Annotated in this window: 22 protein-coding genes; 6 read left to right on the top strand and 16 right to left on the bottom strand. The window is 63.5% G+C overall.

Features of this window, described 5'->3' with window-relative positions; all coding sequences use genetic code 11:
- Window positions 1-113: 113 nt before the first annotated feature.
- On the top strand, window positions 114-1841 hold the full coding sequence (locus tag IVA80_RS18900; RefSeq protein ID WP_247433442.1) for a methanol/ethanol family PQQ-dependent dehydrogenase: 1728 nt from the start codon (window positions 114-116) through the stop codon (window positions 1839-1841).
- Window positions 1842-2281: 440 nt separating this feature from the next.
- Here IVA80_RS18900 and IVA80_RS18905 read toward each other — a convergent pair whose 3' ends face one another.
- From IVA80_RS18905 to xoxF5, 7 genes are all read right to left on the bottom strand, one after another.
- The gene (locus tag IVA80_RS18905) at window positions 2282-2542 is read right to left on the bottom strand and encodes a hypothetical protein (RefSeq protein WP_247433445.1); all 261 of its coding nucleotides are present in this window, start codon (window positions 2540-2542) and stop codon (window positions 2282-2284) included.
- A 54-nt stretch (window positions 2543-2596) separates the two neighbouring features.
- Window positions 2597-4909 (bottom strand): molybdopterin cofactor-binding domain-containing protein, encoded by a 2313-nt coding sequence (locus tag IVA80_RS18910; RefSeq protein ID WP_247433448.1) that lies wholly within the window; start codon window positions 4907-4909, stop codon window positions 2597-2599.
- 2 nt (window positions 4910-4911) lie between these two features.
- A complete protein-coding gene (locus tag IVA80_RS18915) occupies window positions 4912-5364 on the bottom strand; it encodes a (2Fe-2S)-binding protein (RefSeq protein WP_247433451.1) in 453 nt (150 codons plus the stop codon).
- Between the two features lie 608 nt (window positions 5365-5972).
- The gene (gene gfa, locus IVA80_RS18920) at window positions 5973-6536 is read right to left on the bottom strand and encodes an S-(hydroxymethyl)glutathione synthase (protein ID WP_247433455.1); all 564 of its coding nucleotides are present in this window, start codon (window positions 6534-6536) and stop codon (window positions 5973-5975) included.
- 32 nt (window positions 6537-6568) lie between these two features.
- A complete protein-coding gene (locus IVA80_RS18925) occupies window positions 6569-7678 on the bottom strand; it encodes an S-(hydroxymethyl)glutathione dehydrogenase/class III alcohol dehydrogenase (protein ID WP_014493614.1) in 1110 nt (369 codons plus the stop codon).
- 60 nt (window positions 7679-7738) lie between these two features.
- Window positions 7739-8230, bottom strand: a complete 492-nt coding sequence (locus IVA80_RS18930) for a c-type cytochrome, methanol metabolism-related (protein ID WP_346348005.1) — start codon at window positions 8228-8230, stop codon at window positions 7739-7741.
- A 111-nt stretch (window positions 8231-8341) separates the two neighbouring features.
- Complete coding sequence (xoxF5, locus tag IVA80_RS18935; RefSeq protein ID WP_247433459.1) at window positions 8342-10150, bottom strand: lanthanide-dependent methanol dehydrogenase XoxF5; 1809 nt, start codon at window positions 10148-10150, stop codon at window positions 8342-8344.
- Between the two features lie 517 nt (window positions 10151-10667).
- Here xoxF5 and IVA80_RS18940 point away from each other — a divergent pair.
- Window positions 10668-11636, top strand: a complete 969-nt coding sequence (locus IVA80_RS18940; RefSeq protein WP_247433462.1) for a helix-turn-helix domain-containing protein — start codon at window positions 10668-10670, stop codon at window positions 11634-11636.
- 34 nt (window positions 11637-11670) lie between these two features.
- Here IVA80_RS18940 and IVA80_RS18945 read toward each other — a convergent pair whose 3' ends face one another.
- From IVA80_RS18945 to IVA80_RS18965, 5 genes are all read right to left on the bottom strand, one after another.
- Window positions 11671-12096, bottom strand: a complete 426-nt coding sequence (locus tag IVA80_RS18945; protein ID WP_247433736.1) for a hypothetical protein — start codon at window positions 12094-12096, stop codon at window positions 11671-11673.
- A 134-nt stretch (window positions 12097-12230) separates the two neighbouring features.
- Window positions 12231-13232, bottom strand: a complete 1002-nt coding sequence (locus IVA80_RS18950; RefSeq protein WP_247433466.1) for a tripartite tricarboxylate transporter substrate binding protein — start codon at window positions 13230-13232, stop codon at window positions 12231-12233.
- A 220-nt stretch (window positions 13233-13452) separates the two neighbouring features.
- Window positions 13453-14379 carry a transporter substrate-binding domain-containing protein gene (locus tag IVA80_RS18955; protein WP_247433469.1) on the bottom strand — a complete coding sequence of 309 codons (927 nt, stop codon included), beginning with the start codon at window positions 14377-14379 and terminating at the stop codon, window positions 13453-13455.
- On the bottom strand, window positions 14376-14732 hold the full coding sequence (locus IVA80_RS18960) for a cytochrome c (RefSeq protein ID WP_247433473.1): 357 nt from the start codon (window positions 14730-14732) through the stop codon (window positions 14376-14378). Before IVA80_RS18960 ends, IVA80_RS18955 begins: the two co-directional genes overlap by 4 nt.
- Before the next feature lie 10 nt (window positions 14733-14742).
- The gene (locus tag IVA80_RS18965) at window positions 14743-16407 is read right to left on the bottom strand and encodes a methanol/ethanol family PQQ-dependent dehydrogenase (RefSeq protein ID WP_247433476.1); all 1665 of its coding nucleotides are present in this window, start codon (window positions 16405-16407) and stop codon (window positions 14743-14745) included.
- 366 nt (window positions 16408-16773) lie between these two features.
- Here IVA80_RS18965 and IVA80_RS18970 point away from each other — a divergent pair, with 366 nt between their 5' ends.
- The 4 genes from IVA80_RS18970 (at window position 16774) to IVA80_RS18985 (ending at window position 18802) form a co-directional block, all read left to right on the top strand.
- Window positions 16774-17166, top strand: a complete 393-nt coding sequence (locus tag IVA80_RS18970) for an EF-hand domain-containing protein (protein WP_247433479.1) — start codon at window positions 16774-16776, stop codon at window positions 17164-17166.
- 170 nt (window positions 17167-17336) lie between these two features.
- Window positions 17337-17417, top strand: coding sequence for a pyrroloquinoline quinone precursor peptide PqqA (pqqA, locus tag IVA80_RS18975; RefSeq protein WP_008562446.1), 81 nt, complete (start codon window positions 17337-17339; stop codon window positions 17415-17417).
- A gap of 24 nt (window positions 17418-17441) precedes the next feature.
- Window positions 17442-18347 (top strand): hypothetical protein, encoded by a 906-nt coding sequence (locus tag IVA80_RS18980; RefSeq protein ID WP_247433484.1) that lies wholly within the window; start codon window positions 17442-17444, stop codon window positions 18345-18347.
- Between the two features lie 245 nt (window positions 18348-18592).
- Window positions 18593-18802 carry a hypothetical protein gene (locus tag IVA80_RS18985; RefSeq protein ID WP_027562369.1) on the top strand — a complete coding sequence of 70 codons (210 nt, stop codon included), beginning with the start codon at window positions 18593-18595 and terminating at the stop codon, window positions 18800-18802.
- A 10-nt stretch (window positions 18803-18812) separates the two neighbouring features.
- Here IVA80_RS18985 and IVA80_RS18990 read toward each other — a convergent pair whose 3' ends face one another.
- The 4 genes from IVA80_RS18990 to IVA80_RS19005 are packed head-to-tail and all read right to left on the bottom strand — an operon-like array spanning window position 18813 to window position 21635.
- Window positions 18813-19166: a hypothetical protein gene (locus tag IVA80_RS18990; RefSeq protein WP_247433486.1), complete on the bottom strand. Its 354-nt coding sequence runs from the start codon at window positions 19164-19166 to the stop codon at window positions 18813-18815.
- A 49-nt stretch (window positions 19167-19215) separates the two neighbouring features.
- Window positions 19216-19926, bottom strand: coding sequence for an ATP-binding cassette domain-containing protein (locus IVA80_RS18995; protein WP_247433489.1), 711 nt, complete (start codon window positions 19924-19926; stop codon window positions 19216-19218).
- Window positions 19916-20653, bottom strand: coding sequence for an ABC transporter permease subunit (locus tag IVA80_RS19000; RefSeq protein WP_247433492.1), 738 nt, complete (start codon window positions 20651-20653; stop codon window positions 19916-19918). The genes IVA80_RS18995 and IVA80_RS19000 overlap by 11 nt, the downstream gene beginning before the upstream one ends.
- A gap of 1 nt (window position 20654) precedes the next feature.
- Window positions 20655-21635, bottom strand: coding sequence for an ABC transporter substrate-binding protein (locus IVA80_RS19005; RefSeq protein ID WP_247433739.1), 981 nt, complete (start codon window positions 21633-21635; stop codon window positions 20655-20657).

The raw sequence follows: 21635 nt of genomic DNA on the forward strand, positions 1-21635 counted from the left end.
GTGCGGGGTTGTGGCCCGCGTCACGAGAGGCCGCATCCGCCGAGGGGCGGACGACGGGACGAACGACAAGAATTCAGAACAAGAATTCAAACGGATAAAAAAGGGGAACGTCCATGACCAGGAAGCAGTGGTTACTGTCCGGCTTCGTCGCCTTCACGTGTATTGCCTCGACCGCCGCAATCGCCGGCCCGATCGAGAATTATTCTCCGGTCACCGCGCAGCGGTTGGAAAATCCGGAACCCAGCAACTGGATGCTCTATCGGCGGACCTATGACGGGCAGGGCTATAGCCCGCTCGACCAGATCAACACCTCGAACGTGAAGAGCCTTACGCCGGTCTGGACGTTTGCCACCGGCGTGGTCGAAGGCCACGAGGCGCCCCCGATCGTCAACAACGGCGTGATGTTCGTGGCGACCCCGATGGGGCAGGTGATCGCGCTGAACGCCAAGACCGGCGACGAATACTGGCGCTACAAGCGGCAGCTCCCCGACGATCTGTTCCAACTGCATCCGACCAGCCGCGGTGTCGGCCTCTGGGAGGATAGGCTCTATCTCGCCACCACCGACGACCATGTCGTGGCACTCGATGCCAAGACCGGCAAGGTGGTGTGGGACACCAAGGTGCAGGATTACAAGAAGGGTCAGTACATGACCCTGATGCCGCTGGTCGTCGACGGCAAGGTCATCGTCGGTGGTTCCGGCGGCGAGTTCGGGGTGCGCGGCTATGTTGCCGCCTATGACGCCAAAGACGGCAAGGAATTGTGGCGGACCTACACCATTCCGGGCGAGGGCGAGCCCGGCCACGATACCTGGCAAGGCGACGACTGGAAGAACGGCGGCGGCTCGGCCTGGATGACCGGCAACTACGACAAGGACACCAAGACGATCTATTGGGGCGTCGGCAACGCCGCGCCGTGGCCCGGTGAGATGCACCCCGGCGACAATCTCTACACCTCGTCGGTGCTCGCGCTCGATCCCAGCAACGGCAAGATCAAGACCTATCACCAGTACCACCAGAACGATTCCTGGGACTGGGACGAGGTCGAGGCGCCGATGTTGATCGACCTGCAACGCAATGGGCGCAACATCAAGAGCCTGGTCCATCCGGGCCGCGACGCGATCTTCTGGGTGCTCGAGCGCACGCCGACCAAGATCAACTATGTCGCCGGCTGGCCGTTCGTCTCCACCGATGTCTGGAAGGGCATCGATGCCGAGAGCGGTAAGCCGATCGTCGATCCCGCGCACAAGCCGGTCGTCGGCAAGCGCGTCGAGTTCTGCCCGTCGCTGTGGGGCGGCAAGGACTGGCCGTCGGCGGCCTACAGCCAGAGGACCGGCCTCGTCTACGTGCCCGCCAACGAGAATTTCTGCGGCGGCTTCACCGGCGAGAAGCTCCCGCTCAAGCCCGGCGAGCTCTGGCTCGGTACCAAGCCGGAGGACATCGGTCTGATCGCGAAGCCGGGCGCGGACCATTTTGGCGAGCTTCAGGCCTGGGATCCCACGACAGGAAAGAAGGTATGGCAGCACAACTTCCCGAAGTCGCAGTTGTTCGGCTCGGTGACGGCGACCGCAGGCGATCTCGTCTTCGTCGGCGGCACCAATGACCGCAACTTCCGCGCCTTCAATGCCAAGACCGGCGAACTGCTGTGGGAGCAGAAGACCAACTCGGGCATCATGGGCATGCCGTCGTCTTATGAGATCGACGGCACGCAATATATCGCGATCCAGTCCGGATGGGGCGTCGACGCGCAGCGCATCCAGGATGCGCTCGCGACCAACAATATCGGCGTCGAATCCAATGTGCCGCAAGGCGGCGTCATCTGGGTGTTCGCGCTGAAGAAATAAGCTCCGTGGGCGGATCGAAAGAAGCGGAGCGGTGAGGGGGCAATGCGGCGGACGGTAACGTCCGCCGCATTTTGCCAAGTGATGCTGTCTTCCTTCTCCCCTTGTGGGCTAAGGCATGCACACATCTCAAAAATGGAATCTAATACAGGGACTTAGATGACCCCGGGTTTCGGAACCGCCCAAGGAGCGGTCGGTCAGTTATCATTGAAAAGACTCGCGCTTTCTATTGGTGCTGACCAACGACCGAAAGATGTGTGCATGCCTTAGCCCCTTGTGGGAGAAGGTGGCGCGAAGCGCCGGATGAGGGGTTTTATCCGCGGATAACAATGCGAGCCGTCATTGCGGAGATAGACCCCTCACCCAAGTGAGATCGTGGCAACCGGCGTCGCTGCCCTCTCCCACAAGGGGAGAGGGCACATCGATGCGCAGACGCCAGGTCGCTACTTCCCCTCGCGCTCGACCTTGTCCTTCTCCTTCTGGTTCATCTCACGAACCTTGGGATCCGGATTGCGCTGCCCGGTGGTCTGGGTGGTTGAGGCGGGCGGGGCGTTGGCGTTGGGAAGCGAGTTCTGGTCGGGCGTGGTCGGGCGCGTGGCCGTGGTCGGCGGGTTGCTGTTGCTCTGGGCGAACGCGCCAGCGGTGGTCGAAAGAAAGGCGCCCGACAGCAGCGAGACTGCGAGCGCCTTTGAGACGTTGGTCATCGATCTGCTCCTGTCAGATCGATGGAAACGGCGCGAAGTCGTCTTGTGTTCCCCTTACGCCTCCAATTGCTTGCCGAGCGGAAGGCTGCGGATGCGCTTTCCGGTGGCGGCGAAGATCGCGTTCATCAGCGCGGGCGCGAACGGCGGAACGCCGGGCTCGCCAACGCCGCTCGGCGGCGTGTCGGGTCCGGGCGGCACGATGTAGACATTGGTCACCACAGGAGATTCGTCCATCCTGAGGACCTGGAAGTCGTCAAAGTTCTTCTGCTCCACCTTGCCGTCCTTGAAGGTGATCTCGCCGTATTTGGCGAGGCTCAGCCCCATGATCGCCGCGCCCTCGATCTGCGAGGCGATGCGCTCGGGATTGACATAGGTGCCGCAGTCGATCGCGGTGTCGACCCGCGGCACCGTCAGCTTGCCCTTCTCGTCGACAGCCACTTCGACGATGGTCGCGATGTAGCTGACGAAGCTGCGGTGCACGGCGATGCCGAGGCCGTGGCCCTTCGGCACCTGGCGGCCCCATTCGCCCTTCTCGGCGACCAGCTCGACCACCTTGCGCAAGCGCGCGGTGTCGATCGGATAGCTGTCGAAGGGCTCGCCGTAGTTCCACATGTCCTTCACCGCGGGCTTGACGATCCGCGGGCTGCCGATCAGCGCGAGCAGCGTCTCCTTCTGGTCACGCCCGGTCGCATGCGCGATCTCGCCGACCATCGACTGCACCGCGAAGGCCCGCGGGATGTTGGAAACCGAACGGAACCAGCCGATGCGGGTGAACGCCGCGGCTTCCGGGTTCTCGCAGGAGATGTTGGTGATCTCGAACGGCATGTCGACGAGGCCCATGCCGAGTTCGAAGGGCGCCTCGTGCTTTGCACCGGCCGCGAAGGTCGAGGCGATGCTCGGGGCCACGCTGCGGTGGCGCCAGGCGATCACCTTGCCGCTCTTGTCGAGCCCCGCCTCGATCCGTTCGACCGAGACGGTGTGCAGGAAGTCGTGGCGGACGTCGTCCTCACGGGTCCACTGCACCTTCACGGGCACGCCGAGCTCCTTCGACAGCAGTGCTGCTTCGAGCGCGAAGTCGCATTTCGACTTGCGGCCAAAGCCGCCACCGAGCAGCGTCACGTTGACGGTGACGTTGCCCTCGGGAATTCCGAGCGTCTTGGCGACGTCCTCGCGGGTGCCGCCGGGACTCTGCACCGGCGCCCAGATCTCCGCCTTGTCCCCCTTGACGTCGGCGACCGCCACCGGCGGCTCCATGCTGACATGGGCAAGGTGCGGCAGATAATATTCGCCGACGACCACCTTGTCGGCGCCCTTCAGGGCAGCGTCTGCGTCGCCCTCCTGGCGCACGACGAGGCCCGGCTTGCGCGAGGCTTCCTCGAGTTCCTTGCGATAGGCGACGGAGTCGTATTTGCCGTTGGCGCCGTCGTCCCAGGTCAGCTTCAGCGCGTCGCGGCCCTTGATCGCCGCGCCGGTGTTGCGCGCGATCACCGCGACACCGCCGAGCGGCTGGAATTTCGACGGCCACGGCCAGCCGCGCACCTGCATCACCTTCTCGACGCCGGGGACCTTCAGCGCCGCGTCCGGATCGAACGAGACCAGCTTGCCGCCGGTCACCGGCGGGCGCGCGATCACCGCATACTTCATGCCTGGCAGGCGCACGTCGGCGCCGTAGCCCGCCTTGCCAGTGGTGATGTCGTGGAGATCGACGATGCCGATCTGGCCCTTGCCCAGATAGCGGAAGTCCTTGGGGTCCTTCAGCTTGAGACCTTCGATGCTCGGCACCGATTCCTTGGCTGCGTCCGCGGCGAGTTCGCCGAAGCCGAGCTTGCGCCCGCTCGCGCTATGGACGACCTCGTGGTTGACGGCCTTGACCTCGGTCGCCGGCACGCCCCAGCGCTTTGCCGCAGCCTGCTCCAGCATGGTGCGGGCGGAAGCGCCGATCTGGCGCATCGGGATCAGATAATGCCGCGTGCTGCGCGAGCCGTCGGTGTCCTGGTTGCCGAACTTGACCTCGTCGCCATGCGCCTGCTCCACCTTCACCCTGGACCAGTCGGCTTCCATCTCCTCGGCCACGATCAGCGGCAGGCTTGTGCGCACGCCGGTGCCCATTTCGGCGCGGTGGGCGAGGATGGTGACGGTGCCGTCGGGCGCGACCGCGACGAAGACGCGCGGATCGACCACGACGCCGTGCGGCATCTTGCCGGCGCCGGTCTCGTAGGCGAAGGCCTGGCGCGACATCACGGGGGCGGCGAGCACGAAGCCGCCGGTGACGCCGAGCCCCTTCAGGATGCTGCGGCGCGAGACCTTCTCGACGCGAATGTTCTTCTCGAAGCCGCGAAGCTTGCCGGGGTTGTCGATGAAATTCATGATCACACTCCCGTCGATGCGAGATGGACTGCGTTCTCGATGCGCTGGTAGCAGCCGCAGCGACAGATGTTGCCGGACATCGCCTCGCGGATCTGCTCGTGCGATGGCTTCGGGTTGTCCATCAACAGCGCGGCGGCCTGCATGATCTGACCGGCCTGGCAGAAGCCGCATTGGGGAACGTTGACCTGGCGCCAGGCTTTCTGGACCGGATGATCGCCGTTCGGATGCAGCCCCTCGATCGTCGTGACCTCGCGGCCGGCCACGTCGTTGATCGACGTGATGCAGGAGCGCACGGCCTCCTTGTCGATGATGACGGTGCAGGCGCCGCACAGCGCCTGGCCGCAGCCGAACTTGGTGCCGGTCAGTCCGGCCTCGTCACGCAGGAACCAAAGTAGCGGGAGATCCGGGTCGCCGTCCCAGCTCTGTTCCTGGCCGTTGATCTTCACCTTGATCATGATCGTCCCTCGCTCTTCATAAGCTTGCTGATTTTGAAAGCGCCGACATCGGCCGGCGCAATGGTCGGTGCAGTGTCGCGTCCGCATCCTCGCCCCGCGCAGGCAGATCCCGGCAGAAGGCTGGAATACGGATCGCAATGTCCGGATGTGCTCGATACCTCCCGTTTTTGTTCTTAATTGATTGGACTTCGCGCGGCATCGTCACGACGCGATCCTAGCAGAGATCGCCTCAGCCCGGCGTTCACAGCCGGGTGTTCTTGACGGGAAAAGATTGCAACGAAGGTTTGTCAAAAGCAGGGCGCATCATCATGCCCGGCGCCTGCGAAAACTGCACGACGAAGAAAGCTTCGTCCGGCAGAGACTGCGCGGACGAAGCAGGATGCCTCAGTCGAGGGAGGGAGAAACGCAGAGCGCGGACTTCGAGAGGGAAGTGGGCGGCACTGCGCAGTCATTCAGAGACCAGGACTGAGGGAGCTCATGGCCCTCGCTTACGCGTCACGCGGAAGCGGCGGCATCGCCGCGATCGGTCGAGAGCCGGATCCGTCCGGCCGCTGGCGTGGTCGGGGCCAGCGGGCGGACGGGGCACGGCGAAGGTCTGGCGGCCTCGTTCAGGCGGCCTTGGATTTCGCCACGTGGGTCGCGATCGCGTCCATCAGTGCCGGCGACAGGCAGTCATAGGGCTCCAGTCCAAGCTCCTTGAACCGAGACCGTATTTCGCCCATCTGCTCCGGCTTCACGCCTGACTCGATCACCGACGAGACGAAGGCGGCGAATTGCGGCGCTGCCGAGCCCGGCTCCTCGAATAGTTCGGCGTGGATGAAGTCGAGGCCGTAGAACGGATGGTTCTTGTTCTCGATGCGGCCGTACATGTGCGTGCCGCAAGCCTTGCAGGCGTGGCGCTGGATCACCGCGGAGGGATCGACGACCTGAAGCTTGTCGCCGTTCTCGAGTACAGTGACGTTCTGGCGTGGCACCACGGCCACGACCGAGAAAATCGCGCCCTGCGGTTTCCAGCACTTGGTGCAGCCGCAGGCGTGGTTGTGGGCGACGTCGCCCTTGATGCCGACCTTGACCTGGTGGTCCTTGCATTTGCAGGCCAGCGTGCCGCCGGCAAAGCTGCCGCTGCCTTGCTTGACGCCGTTATCGATCGAGGGATGGAGTGCAACAGTCATGGGTCGATCCTCCTTGGGGTGACGCTTTCGAGCTAGAACACGACGACTGAACGGATGGATTTGCCCTCGTGCATGAGGTCAAAACCCTTATTGATCTCCTCGAGCTTGAGTACGTGGGTGATCATCGGATCGATCTGGATCTTTCCGTTCATGTACCAGTCGACGATCTTGGGCACGTCGGTGCGGCCGCGTGCGCCGCCGAAGGCCGTGCCGCGCCAGTTGCGCCCGGTGACGAGCTGGAACGGGCGGGTGGCGATCTCCTTGCCGGATTCGGCAACGCCGATGATGATCGAGGTGCCCCAGCCGCGATGGCAGGCTTCCAGCGCCTGGCGCATCACGGTGGTGTTGCCGGTGCAATCGAAAGTGTAGTCGGCGCCACCGTCGGTCAGGTTGACCAGATGCGCGACGATGTCGCCGGTGATCTTCTTGGGATTGACGAACTCGGTCATGCCGAACCGGCGACCCCAATCCTCCTTGGAGTCGTTGATGTCGACGCCGATGATCTTGTCGGCGCCGGCCATCTTGGCGCCCTGGATCACGTTGAGGCCGATGCCGCCGAGGCCGAACACGACCACGTTGGAGCCCGGCGTGACCTTCGCGGTGTTGACGACGGCGCCAACGCCGGTGGTGACGCCGCAGCCAATGTAGCAGCTCTTGTCGAACGGCGCGTCCTCGCGGATCTTGGCGACCGCGATCTCCGGCAGCACGGTGAAGTTCGAGAAGGTCGAGCAGCCCATGTAATGGTAGACCGGCTTGCCCTTGTAGGAGAAGCGGCTGGTGCCGTCGGGCATCACGCCCTTGCCCTGCGTCGCGCGGATCGCGGTGCACAGATTGGTCTTCTGGCTCAGGCAGCTTTTGCACTGCCGGCATTCCGGCGTGTAGAGCGGGATGACGTGGTCGCCCGGCTTCACCGAGGTCACGCCCGGTCCGATCTCGCGGATGATGCCGGCGCCCTCATGGCCCAGGATCGACGGGAAGATTCCTTCGCTGTCGAAGCCGTCGAGCGTGTAGGCGTCGGTATGGCAGATGCCCGTGGCCTTGATCTCGACCAGGACTTCGCCGGCCTTCGGTCCTTCCAGATCGACTTCGACGATCTCGAGTGGTTTCTTGGCTTCGAAAGCAACGGCGGCACGTGTCTTCATCGTAAACTCCTCAAATTCTCGCAGGACGCCAAGAGGTAGTGCCGGCAGCCCCCGCAACGTTCATTTCTTGCCCATGCAGGCGTCTTCCGCCTTGGTGTAGGTTTCATTCTTCTCCTCCTTCTTGGAGGGGCGCTGCCGACCCCACGCTTCGTCGGAGCGGGCGCGCAGATAGACGTAGAGATCGTCCATGTAGCAGGCGACGTTGGGGTTGTCGCCGAAGGCGGGCATGACGTTCTCCTGGGCGGTCGAGATGTTCTTGCGACCGGAGGCGACGACGCTGAGGAAGTCGCCATAACTCATGGACTTGACCGAGTCCTTCAACGACGGTGCATAGGTGGATCCCATGCCGTCGGGGCCATGGCAGACGTGGCAGTCGGAGTGATAGCGGCGATATCCGGAATAGGTGAACCAGTCCACGGTGCCGTCGGCCGAAATCTTGTAGGTCGGGTTTCCTTCCTTATCGAGCCACTTTCCGTCGTCTTCCTTCTTGACGGCGGTCGGGTCGCCCGGACCGTCTGCAACAGCAATTCCTCCGGACGCAACGAAGATTATCGCAGCAACAACAGAGCAGATTTTATGCAAGAGATTATCCTCGAAGGCGTTCGGTTTAGACGAGCCGGCGCGTGGAGTTGATCCACGCGCCGGAGCGACACGGAGGTGAGGCTAGTTCGCCGGCAGCGAGAACACGGTCAGAGTACCGCCGAGTGCCGTGTAGTTGCTGAGGGCCGCGTAGCCGCCGACTGCGCCGAGACCGGCGGTCGGATCGGTCAGACCTGCCGCCAGACCGATGCCGGCCCAGCCGCCCACACCGGAGAGCACTGCGACGTACTGCTTGCCGCCGTTCTCATAGGTGGTGACGTTGCCGATGATGCCGGAGGGAGTCTTGAACTTGTAGAGCTCCTTGCCGGACTTGGCGTCGACCGCCTTCAGGTAGCCTTCGAGCGTGCCATAGAACACCACGCCGCCAGCGGTTGCGAGCGCACCCGACCAGACCGAGAACTGCTCCTTGTTCGACCAGACGATCTTGCCGGTCTTGCCGTCCCAGGCGATGAAATTGCCCATGTGGGTTTCACCCTGCGGCGGATACATCGAGAGCGTCGCACCCACATAGGGCTGGCCCGCGGTGTAGCTCACCTTGAACGGCTCGTAGTCCATGCAGACGTGGTTGGTCGGAACGTAGAATAGCTGCGTGTCCGGCGAGTAGGCTGCCGGCTGCTCGTCCTTGGTGCCGAGCGCGGCCGGGCAGATGCCCTTCACGTTGTGGTCTTCGCCGGCCTTGTCGGTCGACGCTGCATCGAGCACCTTCGGACGGCCATAGGTCGCCGAGTTCTTGTCCATGTCGACGCCGGAGGTCCAGTTCACCTTCGGATCGTACTTTTCGGCGACCAGCAGTTCGCCGTTCTCACGGTCCATCGTGTAGGCGAGGCCGTTACGGTCGAAATGAGTCAGCAGCTTGCGCGGCTGGCCGTTGATCTGCTGATCCGAGAGGATCATCTCGTTGACGCCGTCATAGTCCCACTCGTCGTGGGGCGTCATCTGATAGACCCACTTGGCCATGCCGGTGTCCGCGTCACGCGCGAAAACGGTCATCGACCATTTGTTGTCGCCCGGACGCTGCTTCGGATTCCAGGTCGAGGGGTTGCCCGACCCATAATACACCAGGTTCAGAGCGGGATCGTAGGACATCCAGCCCCAGGTGCAGCCGCCGCCGATCTTCCACTGATCGCCCTGCCAGGTCTTCAGCGAGGAGTCGGCTCCGACCGGCTTGCCGAGCGCCGTTGTCTTGACCGGATCGACCTTGATCTGGTCATCCGGACCTTCGGAGAAGGCGCGCCAGACCTGCTTGCCGGACTTGAGGTCGTAAGCGGTGACGTGGCACTGCACGCCGAACTCGCCGCCGGAGATGCCGACCAGCACCTTGTCCTTGACGACCAGCGCGGCCGACGTACCGGTCTCGCCCTTCGCAGGATTGCCGTTCGTCGCCGACCACGCGACCTTGCCGGTCTTGGCGTCGAGGGCGACGAGGTTGGTGTCGGCCTGATGCAGGATGATCTTGCCGTCGCCGTAGGACAGGCCGCGGTTGACCGTATCGCAGCACATCACCGGGATAACGTTCGGATCCTGCTTCGGCTCGTACTTCCAGACGATCTTGTTCTCCTGCGAAAGGTCAATAGCGTAGACCTTGTTCGGGAACGGCGTGTGGACGTACATCATGTTGCCGATGATCAGCGGGCCGCCTTCGTGGCCGCGCAGCACGCCGGTGGAGAAGGTCCAGGCGACCTGGAGCTTGCCTACGTTTTGTGCGTTGATCTGGTTCAGCTTGGAATAGCGGGTATTGGCATAGTCGCCCGCCGGCATCACCCAGTCTTTCGGGTTCTGCGACATCTTGATCAGCTCGTCATTGGCTGACGCGCTGCCGACGGCGAGCACGGCCGCGGAGCCAAGATAGGTCGCAATTAGCACCTTGCGCATAGTCATTCCTCCATTGGTCTCGTTTTATTGTTTCCGAAGCATTGCTTAATCACCGGGCTTCTCGTCCGGCGTCTGCTCGTGCAGGGCGGTCACGATTGCGACCAGAAACGATGCTGTGCTGTTTCCTCCTCCGGATGAGAGCTACGGGTCCACACGTGCAGGAGCGGCCCGTTCTTGTTGTTCCTGCAGCAATCCCTAACGACTTCGTCATTGGGAAACTTGCCCAAGAGAGAAGCTGCTTTGCTTGACAGCGCACGGACGCGAAGATTTTGATTTTGCAGTAGCGAATTCAGCGGCTTCCGCGCGGCTTCGCGACTGCCTTCAACGGTTAGGTTCCCCTTGACGGCGCTGCAACTAAGGCGGAGGATTAACTTTCAAGGGCGGCAATGGAACGATCGCGCTCGTTGCAAAAGACCACTCAATTTCGAGGTAAACGTCACGCAATCATGGCTGAGGGCTCCGGCAGCGCTGGCCGCGATTCGCGTCGAATCTCCGGATGAAATCAGTGACTGGATTAATGTCCGACACAATTCACACGCTCTCGACGACCGGGCTGACGCCGAAGCGGCAGATCCAGAGCTGGATCGACGGGCTGACGAGCCTGTGCGGGTATTTTGACGTCGATCCGCTCGAGGCGTCCTCGCTCGAAGGCCGCATCGACTACACCAGCGTCTCGCGCCTGAAGCTCTGCCAGATCGAGGTCAGCCAGCATCGCATCGCACACACGCTGGCGCGCGCCAAGGCCAACGAACACCCCTACATCAAGATCCACTTCCAGACTTACGGCGTGTCCTATTTCGAGCAGGAAGGCCGCCATATCGAAATCAATCCCGGCGACATCATCGCCTATGACGTCTCCTGCCCGCATTCGATCATCAGCCCCGCCTTCACCCGCCATGACGTGGTGATCGTGCCGAAGGCGCTGCTGCGCGACCGCGGATTCCCGTCGCAGCGGATGCCGGCCTGCAAATTGTCGGCGAAGACCGGAACGGGGCGGATCGCCCATGATTTCGTCCATGCCACCTTCGACGAGGCTGCCAAGCTGTCGGCGAACAGCGCGGTCGGTGTTGCCGATTCCCTGATCGACCTTTTGCTGCTGCCGCTGCGCGAAGCGGACACGATGTTCGATCGCGTCGGGCCCGAGGCGATGTATGTGCGCGCGCAGTTCTTCATCCGCGAGCATCTGCGCGATCCGGATCTGTGCATCGACCAGATCTCCGCCGAGCTCGGCTGCTCCAAGCGCTATCTGCACATGCTGTTCTCCGAGCGCGGCACCACGGTGAGCGACTACATCTGGCAGGCGCGCTTGCAGAACTGCCGCCAGGAACTCGAGGCGCATGGCGGCAAGACCATCACCGACGTCGCCTTCTCCTGGGGCTTCTCCAGCTCATCGCATTTCAGCCGGGTGTTCCGGAAATATTTCGGCGTGGTGCCGTCCTCGATCCACAAGGCCCAGCAGGGCGCGGCAGTCGCGGACAAGCATTAGGCGAACGCCACGCTGCGGCGGGTCGCCGACTGTCTCACGCCGATATGGCGATGTAAGGAATGCTGGCCAGGAGAGCGGCAAGCAGGACCGCGTTGCCCAGCATCCCGCTCCAATGCAGCCGCCGCAGCCGACGCGGGGCTTCGGTATCGCCGGCGTCACTCGCGCTGAGCTGGTCGTCCATCCGCTGCATGAACCAGCGGCGTCCGTAGATCGCCAAGGCCGCAATCAGGCCGACGCCGATCGCGGCGACCAGGCGACCGTCGAGCAGGAAAGCTGCCGTTCCGACGATTCCGGCAACGCGCATCACCAGAAAATGGGCATTGAACATTCCGCGCAGCAACTGGGCGACGGGTTGAATGTCCAGCTTCACCAGCAGGAAGGCGGGCGAGGCAAGCGTGAAATAGCCCATCGGAAAGAGCAGGATGATCATGACGGCTACGGCAATGCCATCGGGTGTCATGCGATCGGCCTTTCTCGTCCGCCGGTGAGGGCTTCCGGCAGCGGCGCGCAATCATAGCGGGAAAATGCGCTTCCGACACTAGGCTTTGGTCGGACCGAGGGCCGCGATGGGATAGCCCGTGCGCCGCGTAAGGTTCAGGCCGGCTCGAGGCCGAGCGACTGCGCGCTCTCGATCCAGATCGGCAGCTCGCGCTGATACAGGGCATTGGTCTGCTTGAAGCCGATTGCCGGCTCGAGCACGAAGGTCGCGAGAACCTCCTTCACCTTCGGATCGTTGTTGGCGGAGACGCAGAGCTCGGCCAGGCGGTCTACCACCGGCTGCGGCGTCGCCTTCGGCACAGCCCAGCCCGAGAAGCCGCTCACAGTGAAGAATTTCGACGTCGCGCCCTGCTCGGGGAGGGTCTTGATTGCAGGGATCGCATCGACTTTCTTCGAGTGCACGGCGAATACGGTGCCGCGATCGCTTTGCAGAACGGATTGTGCGGCAGTAAAGCTGCCCATCGCGGCATCGAGCGTGCCTTCCAGCATCCCCGTCCACATCGGGGCTTCGCCGCGATAGTGGACCGGTTCGATCGAAAGGCCGTACTGCTTGTTGAGCTCGTTGATCGTCATGTGCGGGGCCGAGCCCGCGCTATAGGTGCCGAAGTTGACCTTGCCGCTCTTGCGCGCGAAGGCGACGAAGTCCTCCAGCGTCTTGACCCCGGTTTTCGGGTTCGCGACCAGCAACAGGCCGGCGCCCGGAATAACGCTGACGAGCGTCAGATCCTTGCCCATGTCGTAGCCGGGATTCTTCATCACGACCCGATTCATGATGTAGGTGGTCGAAATCGAGCACAGGATGGTGTGGCCGTCGGGCTCCGCGCGGGCGACTTCTGCCGTGCCGATCGCACCCGAGGCGCCGGCCTTGTTCTCGACGACGACGGTCTTGCCGACCTGCTTGGAGATGAATTCGCCATAGGCGCGCGCGAGCAGGTCGGTCTGTCCGCCCGCGGGATAGCTGCAGATCATGCGAATCTGCCGCGACGGCCACGTGCCTTGCGATGTGCCTTGCGCCGAGGCGCCGCGCGAGACGAAGGGTATCGCGAGTGCGCTGGTACCGGCGGCGATGAAGTGGCGGCGATCGAGTTTTGCGGACATGATTCCCTCCTGATTTTTGCCGAAGGTACTGCATCAAGCTCGCGCTGCTAGGGCCGGAAGGCGAGACAGATTGGCGCATTCGACAAGGCGGCGGCGCCCATTTGCTCGCCGCCCCGGCGATCGGACCTTCTGCAGCACGCAGGCCCGGAATCCATCGAGCCGGATGTTCTGCCGTGAAATGGATTCCGGGTTCGCCCTGCAGGCGCCCCGGAATGACCAACTAACGCTGAATGATCTTCATCCAGACATCGCCGAGGATCGCAGGATCGCGCGGCGGCAAATAGGTGAGGCCGGCCTGCTTGCCGAATTCGGCGATCTTGCCTTCGGCAGCAAGGCCGGTCAGCGCTCTGTTGACGGCGTCGATCAGCGCAGGATCGCTGGCGAGCCCGACATAGCCGCGATTGGCACCGATCGGATAATAATAGCCGGAAGGTGTGATCGCGGTGTCGGGATGCGCGGCGCGGTGGGAGTCGAAACGGCCGAGGTCGATCAGCGTCGCGTCATAGTCGCCGCGCTGGAGCGCGCCGAGGAGATCGTCGCGGCCGGGGACGAGATGGGTGATGCTGTCGATCAGGCGGCCCTTGTCGAAGGTCATCAGGATGGCATCGCCCAGCGAGCCGCTCTCGATCGCGAGGCGAAGGCCGGTGAGGTCGCCGACGTTGCCGATCTTGCGACCCTGCGCCTTCGGCCCGAGCACGACTGTCATCGGCGCGTAAACATAGGGCTGGCTCGGCGCAAGCACGCCGAGCGCGACGCGGCGGCGCCGGTCCTCGCGCGTGGCCCCGGTGAAATCCGGCAAGCGTGCCGTCTTCATGCCGGGCTTGACGAGGGAATCCGTGGTCAGCGCATAGCCGCCGACCAGCGAGCAGCGCCCGTCGGAGAGCAAAGCGTTGGCCTCGAGCTGCGGGCTGGAATCCTCGTCCAGCTTGCTCTCGAACCACTGGATTTTCAGCGGTCGGCCCATCCGGTCTGCGATCGCCTGCGCCAGCAGCACGTCGAAGCCGGAATCCGGCTTGCCGCGGTGATGCACGGAGAGCGGCGGCCGGTCCTCGTCGAGGCATATTTTCAGCAGGTCATCGGCCGCGCGGGCGGCCGTGGCCGCCGCGAGGATCGCGGCAACGCCGCACGCAGCGAGCCAGGTCCTCATGGCTTTCTCCGGCTGGAGATGAAGGCCCAGAGATCTCCGATCTGGTCGTCGTTGAGGATGTCGGCCCAGGGTGGCATTTTGTTGTTCTTGCCGTTCTTCACCGTGGTGACGAAGCGCGTCTTGTCGTCGGGGAAGACGCGCAGGTCCGGCGTGATGGTGCCGGAGTTCATCAGATTTGGGCCGTGGCAGTGCGAGCACTTCTCGGCATAGGTCGATTTGCCGTGGTCGATCTGCGCCTGAAGGGGATTGCCGGTTGCGTCGTCCGCGGCACGAACGGTCGCCGCAAGCGCGACCGTCAGCACCGCGACGGTGGCGAAGATCGCCACCGTCTTGTGAGATATTTCTTTCAGCATCGCGCCGTGGTTACTGCTTGACCGCAAAAACCCACAGCGAGCCGCCGGGCGGCACCTTGGCAAGCCGCTCGTCGCCGGAGAACAGCGAATAGACGCCGCCATAGCCGGAGGTGACCGCGACATACTGCACGCCGTCCTGCTGCCAGGTCACCGGTTGTCCCTCGATCCCGGAGCCGGTCTGGAACTGCCAGAGCTTCTTGCCGGTGTCGGCATCGAAGGCCTCGAACTCGCCGGTCAGCGCGCCCGTGAACACGACGCCGCCCGCGGTCGACAGCACGCCCGAGAAGCGCGGGATGTCGGCCGGCGCTTCCCACTTGGCCTTGCCGGTCATCGGATCGATCGCCTTCAGATGGCCGCGCGGACCGTCACCCCATTCCCAGAGATCGGTGAGGTCCATGCCGAGATACCATTCACCCTGCTTGAAGGTGACCGGTTCGGTCTTGTACCTGCCGCCGAAGGCGAGCGTGTTGGCATAGGCCAATCCGGTCTGAGGATTGAACGACATCGGCTCCCAGTTCTTGCCGCCGAGGATCGACGGATAGACGGTCACCTTCTTGCCATCGCGCGCGTCCTTCGAAACGTCGGTCTCGATCGGACGTCCGGTCTTCATGTCGACGCCGGTTGCCCAATTCACCTTCACGTAAGGATTGGCCGCGAGCAGTTTTCCGTTGGTGCGGTCGAGCACGTAGAAGAAGCCGTTGCGGTTGGCGTCCATCAGTACCTTGGTCGGCTTACCCTCGACGTTCATGTCGGCGAGCACCATTTCGGCCACGCTGTCATAGTCGAACGGATTGTTCGGCGAGAACTGGTAGTGCCACTTGATCTTGCCGGTCTTGGGATCCATCGCCAGCACGGAGCAGGTGTAGAGGTTGTCGCCGGGACGTACCGCCGAGTTGAAGGGGCCGGGGTTGCCGATGCCCCAATAGACCGTGTTCAGCTCGGGATCGTAGGAGCCCGTGATCCAGGTCGAGCCGCCGCCGAGCTTCCAGGTGTCGCCCTTCCAGCTATCGCCGCCGGGCTCGTCGGGCGAGGGGATCGAATGGGTGCGCCACAGATGCTTGCCTGTTGCGGGGTCCCAGCCGTCGATGAAGCCGCGGGTGCCGAACTCGGCGCCGGAGATCCCGGTGATGACCACGCCGTCGGCGACCAGGGGCGCCACCGTCATCGAATAGCCTTCCTTGACATCGGCGGCCTTCTGCCGCCACAGCTCCTTGCCGTCCTTGGCATCGAGCGCGATCACGTTGGCGTCGAGCGTGGTGCGGAAGACTTTGCCATCATAGAGCGCGGCGCCGCGGTTGATGATGCCGCAGCAGACGATGCGTGGCGTCTCGGCGGGATATTCGATCTTGGATTTCCAGATCTGCTTGCCCGTCTTGGCATCGACCGCCATGGTGGCGTTGTGTGAGGTCACGTAGATCACGCCTTGGTACACCAGCGGCTGCGATTCCTCGCTGCGATCGTCGTTGAAGGAATAGTTCCAGACCGGGACAAGGTTCTTGACGGTGTCCTTGTTGATCTGGTTCAGCGTCGAGAAGCGCTGGAGATTGTAGCCCATCCCGTAGTTGAGAACGTTCGATGTATCGGTCGCGCCCTTGACCAACTGCTCGGTGGTCTGTGCACTTGCACAAGTCGATGCAAGCATGACGAGGCTTGCGGCCATCGCAAAGCGTTTCATCCGTCCCTCCCAATATGCGCGCCTGTTGACGCTGCGGGAGCAACACTCCGCCCGAACGCAAAACGCGTCAATACGAAAGTCGCAATTGCGATGCCGATATCCTGGGCGCCCGACGCCGGTCACCTGACGGAAACCTTACAACAGACTTTCACTTGTGCGCAGGCGCTGAAAAACACTTGTGCGCAGGCGCTGAAAAAATTCCGCGGCACGAAGCAATGCCAGTGCGTGGCCGCCGCGCTCGGGCAGTCGGGTTGCGCGAGTCGTGCGGTGCGTAGATTGCAATTCCGGACTTGAACCGGGGCTCGCTTGTGGACTTATGTGGTTTCCATCCGGCTCGAATCGGAGCTCTTGGCCAGGGAGGTTTTCATGATATCGCGTCGCTCTGTTGCACTTGCGCTCACGATTGCACTGCTGTCCGGTCCGGCCTGGTCGGCATCCCGCAACGCGGTAAAAATGTTCGACACCGACAATGACGGCACGCTCGATCTTGCCGAGGTGAAGAAGGCGGCCGCCGCAACGTTCGCAAAGCTCGATCCCGATCACGACGGCACGCTGGATGCGCGCGAATTGCGCGGACGGTTAACGGCAAAAGAACTCGCCGCCGCCGATCCCGATCGCGACGGGACTCTCACGCTCGACGAATATCTCTCGGTGGTGGAGCAGCGCTTCAACGCAGCGAATCCCGACAAGGATGGAACGCTGGATGCGAAGGAGCTGAACTCGCGCGCCGGCCGCGCGCTGCTGCGATTGTTGCGGTGAAATCGGCCGCGCTTGACTGGGAGCGAAGGTGGTTTGCCCAAGAGGGAAATTTGCGAGCGCGATGCGACAGTTCGCTGTGTTCGCGGTCCGATTCCAGACTTGCGCTGTCGCTGACGCAGCCCTAGGTTTTGCCCCGCGCGATGTCGCGCTCATCCCTTGGGAGACCCCGAATGGCTTGGAAAGCTCCGAAGATCGTGGAAGTGCCGGTCGGCATGGAAATCAACATGTACGCCTGCGCTTCGCGCAAGTAAGACCGACGACCTGCCGCGGCTTCGATGGTAAACGCCGTCGAAGCCGTGGTAGTGTTCGGGATGCGCGCGAGAGCCCAAACATTCTGGATCATAGCTGTCTGCACATTCGCGCTCGCACCGGCGTGCGTGTACGCCGAGGAGGGCTTCGACACCGAGCACATCTTCGGCTTCATGATCGGCACCGATGTCGGCAATCCCGGTGAGCGCGAATTCCAGACCCGGACCACGGGACGCTTCGGCAAGGGCGCTGGGACCTATCGTGCCCTCGAGCAGGAGGTCGAGATCGAAATCGTGCCGCTGCCGAACTTCCGCATCGAGGTCGGCGGCACGGCCGCGCTGCACGATATCACCGGCGTTCCCGGCATTGACGATCGGCGCCAGTTCAATTTCCAGGGCGCTTCGCTCGACCTGCGTTATCGCTTGCTCGACCGCGAGCGCGCGCCATTTGGGTTGACTGTCGCCGCCGAGCTCCATGGCGACCGCATTGATGAGACCTCGGGCGCAAAAGGCCGGATGTATGGCACCGACTTTACGCTCGCCTTCGATCGCGAGCTGATCCCGAACTTCGCCATCGGCGCGCTCAATTTGATCTACCAGCCGGAATGGGCGCGGTTCGAGGTGGCGGGGATATCCGAGAAGAGCTCCACCGTCGGCGCCGCTTTTGCCGGCATGGTGCGCGTGGGCCCCAATTTGCTGCTCGGCGGGGAGATGCGATACTTCCGGCAGTACGAGGGCATCGGCCTTGGTGAGTTCTCCGGCCAGGCCGTGTTCGTCGGACCTACCGCTTATTTCCAGCTCTCCGAGCGATCGCGGCTGACCATGAGCTGGAGCATGCAGGCCTGGGGCCGTCCGGCCGGATCGGGTGCCAATCTCGACCTCGTCAATTTCGAGCGCCACCAGGCGAGATTGGTGTTCGGCGTTAACTTCTAGCTCGGGAGGTCGTCATGCCCCGGGCTTGTCCCGCGCATCCACGTTCTTTGTACCGCGGGGCAAGGCGTGGATGGCCGGGACAAGCCCGGCCAGACGATCTGGAAGCTTCGGCATTTTGCTTCCCCACAGTAGGGAGGGAAGAGGCAGTTCCCACACCCCTTTCCCATCCTCGATTGAAACTTCCCGCCCTGCGGAGCGTAATCTTTCGTGCTAATCTCCATCGCCCCTTGCGAGAGGATTCCGGCATGAACCCAATTGACCTGGTGGTGACTGTGTGTGCGGTGCTCTCGCCTGCGACCTGCGAGGAGCAGCATCTGGTATTCAACTATGCGGGCTCGCCGAGGCAATGCGCGATGGCCGCGCCGCCCTATATCGCGCAATGGATCGGCGACCATCCCAAGTGGCAGGCGGTGCGGTGGCGCTGCGAATATCCGCACCCGAACGACAAGGCGTGAAGCGCCCGCGCTACTTCGTACAGTCCTTCAGATCCTTGTCGGCGATCGAGAACACCGCATCGGCCTTGATGTCGATATCACGCACGACGCACTGCCGTGCATTGGGATAGCTCACCCTGGCGTCGTAGCGGCCGGGCTCGACGCCGGTGATGCGCAAGCGCTCGTCGTGGTCGACCTCCTTGTCTTTGTCGTTCAAGCATTGGTTCGGCCCCCACTCGGTCTTGCCGGCGGGCGAGAGCTGGAAGCCGGAAATCGTCTCCGTCGTCAAATTCCAGAGCCTGATGCCCTTGCCCTTGGCCTGCGCGAGCGCCGCGCCCGGCATCGCAAGCAAGAAGATGCCGATCGCAATCAGCGTACGCCGCATGGTGAAGCCTCCCTCGAGAAGTTCGTTTGCTTCAGTTGATCACGAGTTCTCATTTGGATTCAAGCAGCAAGGCCCCAAGCTCGGTTCTGATCCTGCTGAGCGCGGCTTCGCTGCGCTCCGCGCGCGGAATGGCAATCGGCACCTCCTGCACGATGCGCGCCGGCCTTGGCGACAGGAAGAACAGGCGGTCGCCGAGACGGATCGCATCATCCAGGCTGTGGGTGACGAGCAGCGTCATGACCGGGCGACTCGCCACCAGCGTCGCGATCTCGCCGCGCAAGCGGCCGGCGAGCGCGTCGTCGAGCGAGGCGAGGGGCTCGTCGAGCACGAGCAGATCGGGCTCCACCGCGAAGGCGCGGGCAAGTGCGACGCGCCGGGCCAAACCCAGCGACAATTCGCCGGGAAAGTGGCCGCGATGCGCGTCGAGCTCCAGGATCCTGAATAGCTCCGACAGTTTTGTCTCGGAGATGCCCGGAGCCGCAAGCCGCACATTCTGCTCGACCGAGCGCCACGGCAACAGCCGCGGCTCCTGGAACACCATGCCGATCCGCGCCTCCGGCGGACGCGCGATAGTCCCGTGAAAATCGCGGTCGAGCCCGAGGATGATGCGCAGCATCGTGCTCTTGCCGCAGCCGGAGGGTCCGATGAGCACGCCGACCTCGCCGGATTGAAGCGAGAAGTTGACCGGCGCCAGCACCTCGTGCGTTTCGCCCGCGACACTCCGGAACGTCTTGCCCGATATCTCGACCTCAAGCCGCACGGGGCCGCCACCGTGTTGCGCGGGCTTCGAACGGCTGCACCAGCGCCGTCTCGATCACGAGCACGACGGCGGCGAAAGTCAGGGAATAGGCGAGCAGCCGCGGCGTATCGAACAGCTGGAAGGCGACGCCGATCTCGAAGCCGACGCCGTTCGGTCGTCCCAGGAGTTCGGCGACCAGCACGATCTTCCACACCAGCGACAATCCGGAGCGGGCCGAGGCTGCGATATAGGGCGCAAGCTGCGGCAGCACGACATGGCGGAACGCGCGCCAGCGCGGCATCGCGAACACGGTCGCCATTTCGTCGAGCGAACGGTCGAGCGCGCGCGTGCCCTCGCGCAAGGTGACGATGGCGGTCGGCAGCTTGTTGATGGCAATCGCCGCGATCGCGGCGGCTTCGGTCAGGCCGGCCCAGATATAGGCCAGCACGATCACGACCAGTGCCGGCAGGTTCAGGAGCAGGATCAGCCAGGGATCGCCGAGTCGGTCGGCAAGCTTCACCCGTCCCATCAAATAGCCGATGGCGCTGCCGAGCGACATAGCCAGCACGAAGGCGAGAATGACGCGGGCGAGCGTGGCGCCGAGATGCAGGAACAGCGCGCCGTTTGATGCTTCGGCGATGATGACGTCGAGCACGGCGGGCGGGGAGGGCAGCTTTGCGCCGCCGACGAACAGCGCGGCAATCCACCAGATCGCGAGGAACAGTGTGAACGACAGAAGGCGCAGCACCTCAGTCTCCGGGGACTGCGTGATAGAACGTGCCGGGGTCGAGCTCGGCCGCCGGGCCAACCAGGTCGCGGCCGCCGGTCTCGGCCAGCACGCGGTAGAGCACCCGCGCGTCCTTTTCTTCGTCATCGATGCTCCGGCGCGGAATGCCGTCGCGATAGCGCTCGCGATAGGTCTTGAGCATGGTGGCGTCGGTCGTGCCGGTGAGCGGCGCGATTTTGTCCCAGGCGGCGTCCGAAGTGACCAGCAACTGCTTGGCCTTGCGGGTCATTGCGATGAAGCGCGCCACCGCATCGCGGTGGCTTGCGGCCCAGCTCTCGTCAAAGACATAACCGACCGCGGACACCGCGCCCTTGGCCCCTAACTTCGGCAAAATGTCCTCGATGCCGGCGAGGCGGCGAAAGCCCTTGGCCTCGAGCTGCGCACAGAAATTCCAGAAGTTGAGGCTCGCATCCATCTCGCCGTCGAGCGCCTTGGCGGCGATCAGGGGCGGGGCGCCATAGACGATGGTCGCGTCCGACTTCAGGTCGATGCCGTCCTGCTTCATCCGCGCCTGGAGCAGCAGCCAGCTCTTGTCGATGGGACCGCCGCCGACGGCGAGCTTTCGCCCCTTGAGATCGGCGAGGGTCTTGATCGGCGAGGTGGCTGGGACCATCACCGCGCCGAGCGCGCTGGAATAGGGATAGAAGGTGAGCTTGGCGCCGAGCGCACGCTCGCGCGACACCCACAGCCAGTCGGACAGCATGATATCGGCATTGCCGGCACGGAGCGCGATCTTGCCGGCTTCGGGACTCGCGAGTTCGGTCACCTCGAGCGACAGGTCGGCCTCCTTATCGAGACCGGCGCTGCGGATCGTGGCCAGTTCCCAGGAGAATGTTCCGGTCTTCTGCACCGCAAGGCGGATACGATCCGCGGCGCGGCCGCTTGTGGCCAGCGTCAGCGCCAGCATCATCGCGAGCGCCAATGTTCGTCCCAACACTCTCAT

The organism is Bradyrhizobium sp. 139 (assembly GCF_023074175.1).
Lineage (GTDB): Bacteria > Pseudomonadota > Alphaproteobacteria > Rhizobiales > Xanthobacteraceae > Bradyrhizobium.